Below are 14,396 nucleotides of genomic sequence, written 5' to 3'. Positions count from 1 at the left end.
CCGGTGGGTGTCGACCTTGGTCGACACAGGGACCGCCAACCAAGGTTGGCGACTACCGGGGCAGGGCGGCGGCGGGGCTGGGGCTGGACGGTTTTGGTATGCTGGGCAACCGGCTGTGCCGGGCGCAAGATCCCCCTCACTACACGATTCCCGCAGATCCATGAGCGAAGCTACCGATACCCCCCCCGTCGACGAGAACAAGTTGATCGCCGAGCGCCGTGAGAAACTCAAAGCGCTGCGTGGGCAGGGCATCGCGTATCCGAACGATTTCCGTCGCGAGGACTTCGCCGGCCGCCTGCAGGAAGAGTTCGCCGATGCCGAACAGTGGACCGCCGAGGCCCTGGAAGGCAATGGCCGCCAGGTGAAGATGGCCGGCCGCCTGATGGCCAAGCGCATCATGGGCAAGGCCAGTTTCGCGCAGATCCAGGACGAGTCCGGTCGCATCCAGCTGTTCCTGCAGGGCACGGTGCTGGGCGATGCCTATGCCGCCTTCAAGGGCTGGGACGTGGGCGACATCATCGCCGTCGAAGGCGGCCTGACCCGTACCAAGACCGGCGAGCTGTCGGTCAAGGCCGAATCGATCCGCCTGCTGACCAAGTCGCTGCGCCCGCTGCCGGACAAGTGGCATGGCCTGGCCGACGTCGAGCAGCGCTACCGCCAGCGCTACGTCGACCTGATCGTCACCCCGGAATCGCGCGCGGTCTTCATCAAGCGCTCGAAGATCATCCGCGCCATGCGCGCGTGGCTGGACAACCGCGACTTCCTGGAAGTCGAGACGCCGATGATGCATTACATCCCCGGCGGCGCGGCGGCCAAGCCGTTCACCACCCACCACAACGCGCTGGACCTGGACCTGTACCTGCGCGTGGCGCCGGAGCTGTACCTCAAGCGCCTGACCGTGGGTGGCCTGGAGCGCGTGTACGAGATCAACCGCAACTTCCGCAACGAAGGCGTCAGCACCCGCCACAACCCGGAATTCACCATGATGGAGCTGTACGAGGCCTACGCCACGTACAACGAGATCATGGACCTGACCGAAGGCGTGATCCGTGACGTGGCCAAGGCCGTCAACGGCAGCACCGAGGTCGAGTGGGACGGGGCGAGGATCGACCTGGGCCCGGCGTTCCGCCGTTGGCGCATGGACGAGGCGGTGCGCCACCACAACCCCGAGATTTCCGTCGCCGACTGCACCGACCGCGACGCGCTGCTGCGCCATTGCGAGCGCCTGAATATCCGCGTCAAGCCTTCCTACGGCTGGGGCAAGCTGCTGCTGGAGATCTTCGAGGCCACGGTCGAGCACACCCTGATCCAGCCGACCTTCATCACCGACCACCCGGTGGAGGTCTCGCCGCTGGCTCGTGCCAACGACAACGACCCGGGTTACACGGATCGCTTCGAGCTGTTCGTCAACGGCAAGGAGCTGGCCAACGGCTTCTCCGAACTGAACGACCCGGAAGACCAGGCGCAGCGTTTCCAGGCCCAGGTGGCCGCGAAGGAAGGCGGCGACGACGAGGCGATGCACTACGACGCCGACTACATCCGTGCGCTGGAGTACGGCATGGCCCCGACCGGTGGCCTCGGCATCGGCGTGGATCGCCTGGTGATGCTGCTGACCGGCAGCAGCTCGATCCGTGACGTGCTGCTGTTCCCGTACATGCGTCCGGAGCAGTAAGTCGTCTTTTTGACCCCTGTTTGTGCGCGCCGTCGCGAAATGAGACGGCGCGATTGACGCCTCCCGCACTCGGCGTATCGTTAATGCACTACCTTGACGTCTGTTATGGCTTGATCGGCGCCAGGGGGAGTGCGCATTGTGGAGAGTCCGCTTCACAATGTGATGACGATCATGAACCGGGACGCATGACACGGGAGTCGGGCCGATGCAGGGTGCGAGCGTTCGCAGCGGCAGGGTATCCTCGCCTGCTGATGATCCAGCATGGTCGAGAAACCAGGCGGAGTACGCGTTGAACATCGTCATTGTTGACGACCAGACGTCCGCGCGGACGATGCTGCGTCACGTCATCGAAGACATCGCGCCGGAACTGAGCGTGCATGACTTCGGCGATCCGCTGACCGCATTGGCCTGGTGCGAGGCGCACCCGGTCGACCTGCTGCTGCTCGATTACCGCATGCCGGAGATGGACGGGCTGGAGTTCGCCCGCCGTTTCCGTCGCCTGCCCAAGCACCGCGATATCCCGGTGATCCTGATCACCGTGGTCGGCGACGAGCCGATCCGGCAGGCGGCGCTGGAAGCGGGGGTCATCGACTTCCTGGTCAAGCCGATCCGCCCGCGCGAACTGCGCGCGCGCTGCTACAACCTGCTGCAGCTGCGCCAGCAGACCGAGAACGTGAAGCAGCGCGCGTTGTCGCTGGAGCAGCGCCTGCTGGCCAGCATGCACGAGGTCGAGGAACGCGAACGCGAGACCCTGTCGCGATTGGCACGGGCGATCGAGTTCCGTGATGCCGGCACCAGTGCCTACCTCGAACGCATGGCGCGCGTGGCGGGGCTGATTGCCGAGCAGCTGGGCCTGCCCGAAGACGACGTGCGCCTGATCGAGATGGCCGCACCGCTGCATGACATGGGCAAGATCGCCATTCCCGACGCGGTGCTGCTCAAGCAGGGCAAGCTCAATGACGAGGAGCTGGCGATCATGCGCCGGCATCCACGCATCGGCCACGAGCTGCTCAGTGGCAGCCAGAACCGTTTCATCCAGGTGGGCGCGCTCATCGCGCTGCGCCATCACGAGCGCTATGACGGCAGCGGCTATCCCGACGGCCTGGTCGGCGAAGCGATCCCGCTGGAAGCGCGGATCGTTGCTGTCGCCGATGTCTTCGACGCACTCATCTCACCCCGTCCGTACAAGGAAGCATGGACCATGGAAGCCACACTGGCCTATCTGTACGCACAGCGTGGCCGCCTGTTCGATCCACGCTGCGTGGATGCGCTGATGCGCGGCCGCCAGCAGTTGATGGACATCTGCGCCCAGCACTCGACGGCATCGACGCGACCGGGTGGGTGACATGCAGGACCTGTTCGCACGCGTGAAGCGTCGGCTGGCGCAGCGTCCGGATTCGGAACATGGCCAGGCGATCGTGCGGGTGGTGCTGATCTCGCTGATCCTGACCTATGTTCTGCTGTCCGGTGCCCGCCTGCACCGGTTGGATCAGTACCAGGGCGTGCTGGCGACGGTAGTGACCGGCCTGGGCCTGTCGCTGCTGCTGTTCGGCTGGCTGCTGTGGAGGCCGCAGCGCTCGGACCCGCGACGGGTGGCCGGGATGCTGGCCGATTACGGACTGATCGCGATCGGCATGATCCAGATGGGTGAGCCGCTGGCGTGGGTGTATGCGGTGGTGATGTGGGTGACAGTGGGCAACGGCCTGCGCTTCGGGCCGCGGTACCTGGCCGCTGCCGTCGTGCTGGCCATGGCCAGTTTCGGCACTACGGTGCTGTTGACCCCTTACTGGCAGGCCAACCTGGGCCTGGCGGTTTCACTGTGGCTGGGGCTGTTGGCGGTACCGTTGTGCTGCTCCTCCCTGCTGCGCCGAAGGATGCGACATCCGACCATGGATACGACGCCCGCCACTGGCTCCGACAAGCGCTCGCTGCTGGCCCGCTTCAAGCAGCGCCTGTCCGGGCGCGAGGACAGCGAGCACGCGCAGAACCTGATCCGCATCATCATCACGGCGCTGTTCATCAGCTATCTCGGCTGGCGCTCGCTGAGCGGTGGCGGTGAGGCGCTGACTGCGACGTGGCTGATCCTCGCCTTCGAGCTGACCATTTCCGCAGGCCTGCTGGCCGCGATCCTGGTCAATCCGGGCGTGTCGCATGTGCGCCGGGTGATCGGCATGCTGACCGACTACACCTGCATGGCCTGGATCATGACGATCCAGGGCGAGCCGGCCGCACCGCTGTATGCGGTGATGCTGTGGGTCACGATCGGCAACGGCATGCGCTACGGCAGCACCTACCTGCGCGTGGCCACGGCCATGGGCTGCCTGGCGTTCCTGTGCACGGTGATGCTGTCGCCCTACTGGCGCAGCCACGACTATCTGGGCTGGGGCCTGCTGCTGGGCCTGGGCGCGATTCCGCTGTACTTCGATTCGCTGTTGCATGCCTTGACCCGGGCGGTGGCCGAGGCGCGCCAGGCCAACGAAGCCAAGAGCCGCTTCCTGGCCAACATGAGCCATGAGTTCCGCACGCCGCTGAACGGGCTGGCGGGCATGACCGAAGTACTGGCCACCACCCGCCTGGACGACGAACAGCGCGAGTGCCTGAACACCATCCAGGCCTCGACCCGCAGCCTGCTGGCGCTGGTGGAAGAGGTGCTGGACATCTCCGCGATCGAAGCCGGCAAGGTGCGCGTGGAGTCGCACGAGTTCGCACTGGCCGACGTGCTGCAGGCGATCAACCTGATCCTGACCCCGCAGACCCGCTCCAAGTCGCTGGACTATCGCGTGCAGGTGGACGACAACGTGCCGCCGCGCCTGCTGGGTGATGCCGGGCATCTGCAGCAGATCCTGCTGAATCTGATGGGCAACGCGGTCAAGTTCACCGACAGCGGCTACGTGCATCTGCGCGTGTCGAGCCCGGACGCGCCGGGCAGCCAACGGATGCGCCTGCGATTCGAGATCGTCGATACCGGCATCGGCGTGCCGGTGGCGCTGCGTGGGCGCCTGTTCAATGCCTTCGAGCAGGGTGATGTCGGCCTGGCCCGTCGCCATGAGGGCACCGGCCTGGGCACGGCCATTGCCAAGGGCCTGGTCGAGTCGATGGGCGGGCAGGTCGGCTATGCACCGAACAGCCCGCGCGGCAGCGTGTTCTGGGTCGAGATCACGCTGGACGTCGCGGAGACCGCATCAGCCCCGGCGGTTCCGTCCGAGGTGGCTGAAGCCGGCAATGTCATCGCGTTTTCCAACCCCTTCCTGCGCCATCGTGCACGGGTGCGCAGCCTGCGGGTCCTGGTGGCCGACGATCACGAGGCCAACCGCATGGTGCTGCAGCGGCTGCTGGAGAAGGCCGGCCACAAGGTCACCTGCGTCAACGGCGGCGCCGAAGTGCTCGATGCGTTGGAGCAGGCCAGTTACGACGCAGCGATCGTCGACCTGCACATGCCCGGCATGAGCGGACTGGATCTGCTCAAGCAGTTGCGGGTGATGCAGGCCAGCGGCATGCCTTACGTTCCGGTCATGGTGCTGAGCGCAGACGTCACCCCCGAGTCCATCCTGCGTTGTGAGCAGGCCGGCGCCCGCGCCTTCCTTGCCAAGCCCGTGGTGGCCACCCGCCTGCTGGAAGTGCTGGCCGATGTCGCCGCCAACACCCGCGCCGAGCCCGGCATCCAGTCGGTGCCTGCATTGCCGGTCGGCGATGGCGTGCTCGATACCTCGGTGCTGGACGAGCTGGCGTCGCTGGGCATGGGCGATGGCTTCGAACGCAAGTTCATCGACCAATGCCTGGCGGACGTCGACGCGAGCATGGGCCAACTGCAGGGCTGCGGCGAGCGCCAGGCCTGGGAGGATTTCCGCGAGCATGCACACGCGCTGCGCGGTGTGGCGAGCAACCTGGGGCTTGTCCAGGTTGCCGCCTCCAGTGGCGAAATCATGCGCATGGCGGACTGGCAGCTGAAGGGTGAATGGAGCGCCCGCCTCAGCAGCCTGGCGACCGCTCTGCGCAACGGCAGGAATGCGTTGGCTGCCCGTAGTGCGGGGGCACCGCACCGCGACGACAGCGAGCGCAGCCCGTCCTGACCCGCCAGACGATCAGGCCGGGTCGCCATTGCGTCGGGCCTGCGCCCGTACCAGCCGGTCCATGGTGCGCAGGGACTTCTCGCCGAGCTGCATCGCAGTGTCTACCCAGATCTCGGTGATCCGCATCATTTCATGCAGCGGCACCATGGTGGCGATCTCGTTGACCTCACGCATCGCCGCCCAGGCGTGCGGGATGCGTCGGCTTTCCTTTATCACCTGTTCGACTGCGGCAACACCTTCGCCCACCGGCACCACGATGTCGACCAGGCCCATTTCCTTCAGCTGGCTGGCGGTGTAGAGGTTGCCTTCCAGCATGATCTTCTCCGCCAGCCGCGGACTGATCCGCTGGCACAGGAAGGAGTAGGCGCCCATGCCGGGGAACAGGTCGAACAGCACCTCCGGCAGGCCCATCAACACGCCTTCCTCGGCGACGATGGTGTGGCAGCTCAGTGCGGCCTCGAAGCCGCCCCCCAGTGCATTGCCCTGGACCAGGGCGATGCTGTGGGCACGGGTGCCCAGGCCGGCATGGAAGGCATGCACGCCGCGCACGCAGCGCTGGGCATAGTCGAGCAGGCGAGCGCGGTCGCCCTCGCGGATCAGGCGGCAGAACAGTTCGAGATCGCCGCCCAGGTTGAACACGTCGCTGTCCGAGGCAAGTACGACATGGGGTGACAGAGCGTGCGAGGCGCTGAGGCGATCGCCCAGTTCGCGCTGGTAGTCGACGATGTCATCGACCAGGCGCGAGGCGAAGCACGGCCGGCCTGGCTGGTTGACCAGGTTGGCGTGCATATGGATCCAGTAAACGTCCCGCTCGGGTTCTTCGGTGATACGCAGGGTAGGGTGCTGCGAGGGACGGGTAATGATGGGGCGTACTGCAGACATGGGAGTTCTCCGTGTGACCGTCCGGCCAACCGCAGAGCGGACGGAGAGGAGTGAGGGGGCGAGCTGAACATGCGGCGGCGACTGATTCTATGCACCCGTCGTGAACCGCCCGCAAGCGCCGGGCCGGCCATGTTCCGGCAATAAAAAGACCCCGCCGTCTCCGGCGGGGTCCCCTGTACTGTCGTGTTGCCCGGAAACCCTTACTGGGCGGGCGTATCACGCAGCTCGCGACGGAGAATCTTGCCGACGTTGGTCTTCGGCAGCTCCTTTCGGAATTCTACGATTCTGGGGTGCTTGTAACCGGTCAGGTTGGCCCGGGCATGTTCCTTGACCATTTCCGCGGTCAGGTTCGGGTCCTTCTTCACAATCACGACCTTCACGACCTCGCCGGACTTCTCGTCCGGGACACCGACCGCAGCCACTTCCAACACGCCGGGCATCATCGCGATGACGTCCTCGACCTCGTTCGGGTACACGTTGAAGCCGGACACCAGGATCATGTCCTTCTTGCGGTCGACGATGTAGAAGAAGCCCTGTTCGTCCATCTTCGCCATGTCGCCGGTGTGCAGCCAGCCGTCGGCGTCGATGGCGGTGGCGGTTTCCTCCGGGCGCTGCCAGTAGCCCTTCATCACCTGCGGGCCCCTGATGCACAGTTCACCCACTTCGCCCAGCGCCAGGATGTTGCCGTTGTCGTCCTTGATGCAGGCATCGGTGGACGGGATCGGCAGGCCGATGGCGCCGTTGTACTCGGGCAGGGTGAGCGGATTGATGCAGGCTGCCGGCGAGGTCTCGGTCAGGCCATAGGCTTCGACCAGGGTCACCCCGGTGACCTTCTTCCAGCGTTCGGCCACGGCACGTTGCACCGCCATGCCGCCGCCCAGGGTGAACTTGACCGAAGAGAAGTCGATCTCGTCGAAGCCCGGGGTGTTGAGCAGGCCGTTGAACAGCGTGTTGACACCGGTGATGGCGGTGAAGCGGGTACCCTTGAGCTCCTTGACGAAGCCCTTCATGTCGCGCGGGTTGGTGATCAGGTGGTTGCAGCCACCGAATTTCATGAAGACCAGGCCGTTCGCGGTCAACGCGAAGATGTGGTACAGCGGCAGGGCCGTGATGATCATTTCCTTGCCCGGCTCGATGCCTGAAGTGGACAGCCACGCCGACGCCTGCTGCATGTTGGCGATCAGGTTGCGGTTGGTCAGCATCGCGCCCTTGGCCACGCCGGTGGTACCGCCGGTGTACTGCAGGAAGGCGATGTCGTCGTGGTCGATCTCGACAGGCGGAAGCGCGTGGCGGCTGCCCAGCTTGAGCGCCTGCCTGAAGCGGACGGCGCCCTTGATGTGGTAGTTGGGCACCATCTTCTTGACGTACTTCAGTACGAAGTTGACGATCGTGCCCTTGGCGCCGAGCAGGTCGCCCAGGCCGGTGGTGACCACGTGCTTGACCGGCGTATCGGCGATGACCTGTTCGACGGTGTCGCCGAAGTTGTCGACCACCACCAGCGCACTGACGCCGGCGTCGACCAGCTGGTGCTTGAGTTCGCGCGCGGTGTACAGCGGGTTGACGTTGACCACGGTCAGTCCGGCGCGCAGCACGCCGAAGGTGGCCACCGGGTACTGCAGGCAGTTGGGCATCATCAGGGCGACGCGGTCACCCTTCTTGAGCTTGAGCTCACCCAGCAGGTAGGCGGCGAACTGGGTGACCAGCGCGTCTGTCTCACCATAGGTGAGGACCTTGCCGAAGCTGGAGTAGGCGGGACGGTCGCGGAATTTCGCGACGGAAGCGTCGAAGACCGAAGCTACCGAATGGAACTCGTTGACGTCGATTTCGGCGGGAACGCCTTTCGGATAGCTCTGCAGCCAGGGACGATCCAGACTCATATTCCCCCTCCAGGAATCGTGATGTATTAGGTTCGGCCCCGAGCGTATCGACAATGGCCGTTCATTGCAGCATACCCCGCCGTAGGGAAAACGCGAAGAGGGGTTTGCGTGGCGCATTGTGCGAACGCGTCAAACGGCGCCGGGCATGGCCTGGCGCTACCGAAGGCAGGACGCGCCTGGTAGCGCCGGGCCATGCCCGGCGGGTGTTTCAAGGTGTGCGGCTGGCTCAGCCCTGCTTGCGCACCGGTGCACCGTTGGCCTTGTAATACGGCGCGGTGCTGCGGGCCAGCGGGGTGCGGCCGCGGATCACGTCGGCCAGCTTCTCGGCCATCATGATGGTCGGCGCGTTGAGGTTGCCGGTCACCACCTGCGGCATGATCGAGGCATCGACGATGCGCAGGCCTTCCAGCCCGTGCACGCGGCCCTGGCCGTCGACCACCGCCATCGGGTCATCGGCATGGCCCATCTTGTTCGAGCACGACGGGTGGTAGGCGGTCTCGGCATGCTCGCGCACGAATGCGTCGATCTGCGCGTCGGTCTGCAGCGCGCTGCCCGGCGAGATCTCGCGGCCGCTGTACGGTGCCAGCGCCGGCTGCGCGAAGATCTCGCGGGTGATGCGGATCGCCGCGCGGAACTCACGCCAGTCCTGCTCGTGCGACATGTAGTTGAACAGGATGCTCGGATGTTCGCGCGGATCCTTCGAACGCACATGGATGCGGCCGCGGCTGGGCGAGCGCATCGAACCGACGTGCATCTGGAAGCTGTGCGCCTTGATCGGGTTGGAGCCGTTGTAATTGATCGCCACCGGCAGGAAGTGGTACTGCAGGTTCGGCCAGTCGAATTCGGCGTCGCTGCGGATGAAGCCGCCGGCCTCGAACTGGTTGCTGGCGCCGATGCCGGTGCCCAGGAACAGCCACTCGGCACCGATCGCCGGCTGGTTGTACAGCTTCAGCGCCGGGGCCAGCGAGACCGGCTTCTTGCACTCGTACTGCAGGTACATCTCAAGGTGGTCCTGCAGGTTGGCGCCGACGCCCGGCAGGTGGTGTACCAGGTCGATGTCCAGGCTGCGCAGCAGGTCGGCCGGGCCCACGCCCGAGCGCTGCAGGATCTGCGGCGAGGCGATGGCGCCGCCGCACAGCAGCACCTCACGGCGGGCGGTGGCACGCTGTGGCTGGTCGTTGTGCAGCCACTGCACGCCCACCGCACGCTTGCCCGAGAACAGGATGCGGTCGGTCAGCGCGTGGGTGACGATGGTCAGGTTCGGGCGCGGCCTGGCCAGGTCCAGGTAGCCGCGGGCGGTGCTGGAACGACGGCCCTTCGGGGTCACCGTGCGGTCCATCGGGCCGAAGCCTTCCTGCTGGTAGCCGTTGAGGTCGTCGGTGCGCGGGTAGCCGGCCTGCACGCCGGCCTCGACCATCGCAGCGAACAGTTCGTTGTTGCCGGCCTTGGGCGTGGTCACGCGCAGCGGGCCGTCGCCACCGTGGTAGTCATTGGGTCCGATGTCGCGGGTTTCGGCCTTGCGGAAATACGGCAGGCAGTCCAGATAGGTCCAATCCTCCAGGCCCGGCATGCTGGCCCAGTTGTCATAGTCCATCGCGTTGCCGCGGATGTAGCACATGCCGTTGATCAGCGACGAGCCGCCCAGGCCCTTGCCGCGTCCGCAGTCCATGCGGCGGTTGTTCATGAAGGGCTCCGGATCGGTCTTGTACGCCCAGTTGTAGCGCTTGCCCTGCAGCGGGAAGGCAAGCGCCGCCGGCATCTGGGTACGGAAGTCGAACCGGTAGTCCGGGCCACCGGCTTCCAGCAGCAGCACGCTGACATCGGCATCTTCGGTGAGGCGGGTGGCCAGCACGTTGCCGGCCGAGCCTGCGCCGATGATGATGTAGTCGTACTCGTTATGGGTGCTCATGGGTGTCTCCTGCAGGCCGCGGCGCGCTGCATGCAGGCGTCGCGGCGGAATGTCGGATCGGCGCGGTGGCCGGACGAGGGTGCTGGCTTGCGGCGCGCCGGTCAGAACACGCTGGCGTAGTCGCCCAGCTCGACCTGCACCGACTTGATGCGGGTGTAGTGGCCGAGGGTGGAGATGCCGTTCTCACGGCCGACGCCCGATTCCTTGTAGCCACCGACCGGCATTTCGGCCGGCGATTCACCCCAGGTGTTGATCCAGCAGATGCCGGCTTCCAGGCGGTGGATGATGCGGTGCGCGCGGCTGATGTCCTTGCTGACCACGCCCGCGGCCAGGCCGAAGGTGGTGTCGTTGGCGCGGCGCACCACTTCGTCCTCGTCGTCGTAGGCCAGGATGCTCATCACCGGCCCGAAGATCTCTTCCCGGACAATCGTCATGTCATCGCGGCAGTCGGAGAACACGGTCGGCAGCACGTAGGCACCTTGGGCCAGCGCACCTTCGGTGGCACGGCCGCCACCCGTCAGCAGGCGGGCGCCCTCGGCCTTGCCGCTCTCGATGTAGCGCAGCACGTTTTCCATGTGCGGGAAGCTGGTCAGCGGGCCGAAGTTGGTCTCGGCGTCCATCGGGTCGCCGATGCGGATGCGCTTGACCCGCTCGACCACGGCGGCCTCGAAGGCAGCCAGCATGCTGCGCGGCACGAACACGCGGGTGCCGTTGGTGCAGACCTGGCCGGAGCTGAAGAAGTTGGCCATCACCGCGATGTCGGCCGCGCGGTCCAGGTCGGCGTCGTCGCAGATCACCAGCGGCGACTTGCCGCCCAGCTCCATGGTCACTTCCTTCAGCGACGAGGACGCGGCGCTGGCCATCACCTTCTTGCCGGTGGCGACGCCGCCGGTGAAGGAGATCTTCTCGATCACCGGGTGCTCGGTCAGCCACTGGCCGATCTCGCGGCCCGGGCCCTGCACGACGTTGAACACGCCGGCCGGCACACCGGCTTCGGTGTAGATCTCGGCCAGGCGGATCGCGGTCAACGGGGTCACTTCGGAGGGCTTGAACACCATCGCGTTGCCGGCAGCCAGGGCCGGGGCCGACTTCCACATGGCGATCTGGATCGGGTAGTTCCAGGCGCCGATGCCGGCGACCACGCCCAGCGGCTCGCGGCGGGTGTAGAAGAAGCTCGATTCGCGCAGCGGCAGCTGGATGCCTTCGATGGCGGTGGCCAGGCCGGCGTAGTACTCGACCACGTCGGCACCGGTGACGATGTCCACGGTGGTGGTTTCGGCCAGCGCCTTGCCGGTGTCCAGAGTCTCCAGCTGGGCCAGTTCGTCGTTGCGCTCGCGCAGGAGCTCGACGGCGCGGCGCAGGATGCGCGAACGCTCCATGGCCGTCATCGCCGCCCACACCTTCTGGCCCTCGGCCGCGCTCTGCACGGCGCGCTCGACGTCGGCCTGGCTGGCGACCTGCACCTCGGCGATCACCTCACCGGTGGCCGGGTTGACGGTCTTGAAGGTCTTGCCGCTGGTGGCATCGACGCGCTGGCCGTGGATGTAGAGCTGTTGAACGGGCAGGGTGGTCATGGGGCGTACTCCTTGGAAGGGGGCGGGTGCTGAAGCGCTTATAGCGCGGCAGCCTGCAACTGGAAGTCGATGTAGCCGTAGGCGATGCGCCGGGACTTGTCGCCGTTGAACTGGCCGCCGACCAGGCTGCCACGCAGCCACAGGCCGTCGATCATCGCGGCCAGGCCACGGGCGGCCAGGCGCGCCTGCGGGTGGGGCAGCAGGCGGTTGAACTGGTGGCACAGGTTGGAGAACAGGCGCTGGTCGTTGGCGCGCTGCAGCCGGGCCAGTTCCGGCTGGTGCATGCTCGCGGCCCAGAAGGTGAGCCAGACGCGCATCGCGGTGCCGTTGATCTGGCTGTCGTCGAAGTTGCCGTCGACGATGGCGCGCAGCTGCTCGCGCGGGTCGTCGCTGGCGTCGGCGCGGTAGCGGGCGACCGCGTCCTTCAGTTCGCGCAGGATCTGCCGCATTGCAGCATTGAGCAGGCCGTCCTTGTCGCCGAAGTAGTGGGCGACGATGCCGCTGGACAGCCCGGCCTTCTTCGCGATGGTGGCGACGGTCGCATCGGCCATGCCGATCTCGTCGATGGTCTGGAAAGTGGCCCGGATCAGCTGCTCGCGCCGTACCGGTTCCACGCCTTTCTTCGGCATTGTCTCTCCACGGTTTGCGACCCGAAGGATCGGGCTGCCCGCCATTATGCTTTTTATTGATTGAACGTTCAATCAATAAACCCTAGGATGCGCTCGCGCCCCACGCCATGGGCCCGGTTTACCGGTCCGGCCCCGCCCATGTGCTCCCTCGGACTTGATGAGACGACCCCATGTCTTCCCTGGCTCATCCCAAGCGTTCGCCCCTGCGCTTGAACCGTTTTGTGTTCTTCAGCTCCTCGGTGTCGATCGGCATCCTCGGGCTGCTCACCGTTCTCTATCCCGAAGGCAGCGAGCACTGGCTGCAATGGGCGCAGGCCGAGGTGTCGGCCGCGTTCGGCTGGTGGTACATGCTGCTGATCGTGCTGTGCCTGGGCTTCGTGCTGTGGCTGGCGTTCTCGCCGTATGGCCGCATCCGCCTGGGCCACAACGAGGAATCACCGGCGTTTGGCTACGTGGCCTGGGTCTCGATGCTGTTCTCGGCCGGCATCGGCATCGCGCTGCTGTACTACGGCGCCTACGAGCCGCTGGACCATTTCCTGCATCCGCCCGGGCAACCCGGCGGCACCGTGGCCGCCGGCCGCGAGGCGATGGTGCTGACCTTCCTGCACTGGGGCCTGCACGGCTGGGCGCTGTATGCGCTGGTCGGTGTGGCACTGGGCTACTTCGCCTACCGCCGCGACCTGCCGCTGGCGCTGCGCTCGGCGCTGTACCCGATCTTCGGTGAGCGCATCCATGGCCGCATCGGCGACATGGTGGATGGCTTCGGCATCCTGGCCACGCTGATCTCGATGGTGACCAACCTCGGCATCGGCGCGCTGGTGGTGCAGTCCGGCCTGGTCTACCTGTTCCACATCCCGGATACGCCGCAGGTGCTGGTGGCGATCGTGCTGGTGATGATGGTGGTGGCCACCATCGGCGTGGTTGCAGGCGTGGAAAAGGGCATTGCCTGGCTCTCCAACCTCAACGTGCGCCTGCTGTGCGGCCTGCTGCTGTTCGTGCTGGTCACCGGCCCGACCCTGCACCTGTTCGATGGCTTGATCCAGAACACCGGCGATTACCTCGGTGCGTTCGTGCGCAAGAGTTTCGACATGTACCTCAACGACCCGAAGGGGCGTGAGTGGATGGGCTCGTGGACGCTGTTCTACTGGGCCTGGTGGATCGCCTGGGCGCCGTTCGTCGGCCTTTTCGTGGCGCGCATCTCGCGGGGACGCACCATCCGTGAAGTTGTCATGGGCGTGCTTCTCATCCCGCTCGGTTTCACCCTGGCGTGGCTGTCGATCTTCGGCAACACCGCCATCGACCTGGTCCTCAACCATGGCCAGGCGATCCTGGGCGACGTGGCCCAGCACGATGCGGCGATGACGCTGTTCAAGCTGCTGGAATACCTGCCCGGGGCGCCGTACGTGGCCGGTGCTGCGGTGGTGATTGGTTTCGTGCTGTTCCTGACCCCGGTCGATTCGGGCACGCTGATGATCGCCAACCTGTGCACCCGTCGTGTTGACGATGGCGTGGAAGATGGGCATGACGCGCCGATCTGGCTGCGCGTGTTCTGGGCCGTCGGTATCACCGTGGCCAGCGTCGGGCTGCTCCTGGCCGGCAATTTCAGCGCAATGCAGACGGCGGTGGTGCTGTGCGGCCTGCCGTTCTCGTTCACCCTGGCGTTCTACATGTGGGGCCTGCTGAAGGCGCTGCGCACCGACCCGGACGCACCGCGCCGGTGAGTGCTTCTGTAGAGCCGAGCCCATGCTCGGCTGCTCTCGGCGCAGAAGCAGCCGAGCGCAGG

9 protein-coding genes are annotated in these 14,396 nt (G+C 66.1%); 4 read left to right on the top strand and 5 right to left on the bottom strand.

Going from position 1 to position 14,396, the window contains the following annotated elements; all coding sequences use genetic code 11:
• Positions 1-160 precede the first annotated feature (160 nt).
• From lysS to ROV95_RS14470, 3 genes are all read left to right on the top strand, one after another.
• Entirely contained in the window at positions 161-1,672 is a 1,512-nt protein-coding gene (lysS, locus tag ROV95_RS14480) for a lysine--tRNA ligase (RefSeq protein WP_312544997.1), read from the top strand.
• 205 nt (positions 1,673-1,877) lie between these two features.
• Positions 1,878-3,017 carry a two-component system response regulator gene (locus ROV95_RS14475; RefSeq protein ID WP_019661474.1) on the top strand — a complete coding sequence of 380 codons (1,140 nt, stop codon included), beginning with the start codon at positions 1,878-1,880 and terminating at the stop codon, positions 3,015-3,017.
• Between the two features lie 544 nt (positions 3,018-3,561).
• Complete coding sequence (locus ROV95_RS14470; protein WP_312545149.1) at positions 3,562-5,742, top strand: response regulator; 2,181 nt, start codon at positions 3,562-3,564, stop codon at positions 5,740-5,742.
• A 12-nt stretch (positions 5,743-5,754) separates the two neighbouring features.
• On the opposite strand, the gene ROV95_RS14465 is transcribed toward ROV95_RS14470, so the two are convergent.
• The 5 genes from ROV95_RS14465 to betI form a co-directional block, all read right to left on the bottom strand.
• Complete coding sequence (locus tag ROV95_RS14465; RefSeq protein ID WP_012480080.1) at positions 5,755-6,624, bottom strand: crotonase/enoyl-CoA hydratase family protein; 870 nt, start codon at positions 6,622-6,624, stop codon at positions 5,755-5,757.
• A 200-nt stretch (positions 6,625-6,824) separates the two neighbouring features.
• Entirely contained in the window at positions 6,825-8,501 is a 1,677-nt protein-coding gene (locus tag ROV95_RS14460; protein WP_312544996.1) for a long-chain fatty acid--CoA ligase, read from the bottom strand.
• Between the two features lie 226 nt (positions 8,502-8,727).
• Positions 8,728-10,410, bottom strand: coding sequence for a choline dehydrogenase (betA, locus tag ROV95_RS14455; RefSeq protein ID WP_111104172.1), 1,683 nt, complete (start codon positions 10,408-10,410; stop codon positions 8,728-8,730).
• A 101-nt stretch (positions 10,411-10,511) separates the two neighbouring features.
• A complete protein-coding gene (gene betB / locus ROV95_RS14450; protein WP_312544994.1) occupies positions 10,512-11,984 on the bottom strand; it encodes a betaine-aldehyde dehydrogenase in 1,473 nt (490 codons plus the stop codon).
• A gap of 38 nt (positions 11,985-12,022) precedes the next feature.
• Complete coding sequence (gene betI, locus ROV95_RS14445; RefSeq protein ID WP_312544993.1) at positions 12,023-12,613, bottom strand: transcriptional regulator BetI; 591 nt, start codon at positions 12,611-12,613, stop codon at positions 12,023-12,025.
• A 170-nt stretch (positions 12,614-12,783) separates the two neighbouring features.
• Here betI and ROV95_RS14440 point away from each other — a divergent pair, with 170 nt between their 5' ends.
• Positions 12,784-14,334 carry a BCCT family transporter gene (locus ROV95_RS14440; protein WP_111104178.1) on the top strand — a complete coding sequence of 517 codons (1,551 nt, stop codon included), beginning with the start codon at positions 12,784-12,786 and terminating at the stop codon, positions 14,332-14,334.
• Positions 14,335-14,396 lie beyond the last annotated feature (62 nt).

It is taken from the genome of Stenotrophomonas maltophilia group sp. msm1 (assembly GCF_032025805.1).
In the GTDB taxonomy this organism is placed as follows: domain Bacteria; phylum Pseudomonadota; class Gammaproteobacteria; order Xanthomonadales; family Xanthomonadaceae; genus Stenotrophomonas; species Stenotrophomonas hibiscicola.
Note: the sequence above shows the minus strand (reverse complement) of the source record. Positions and strands in the feature narration are given on the sequence as shown.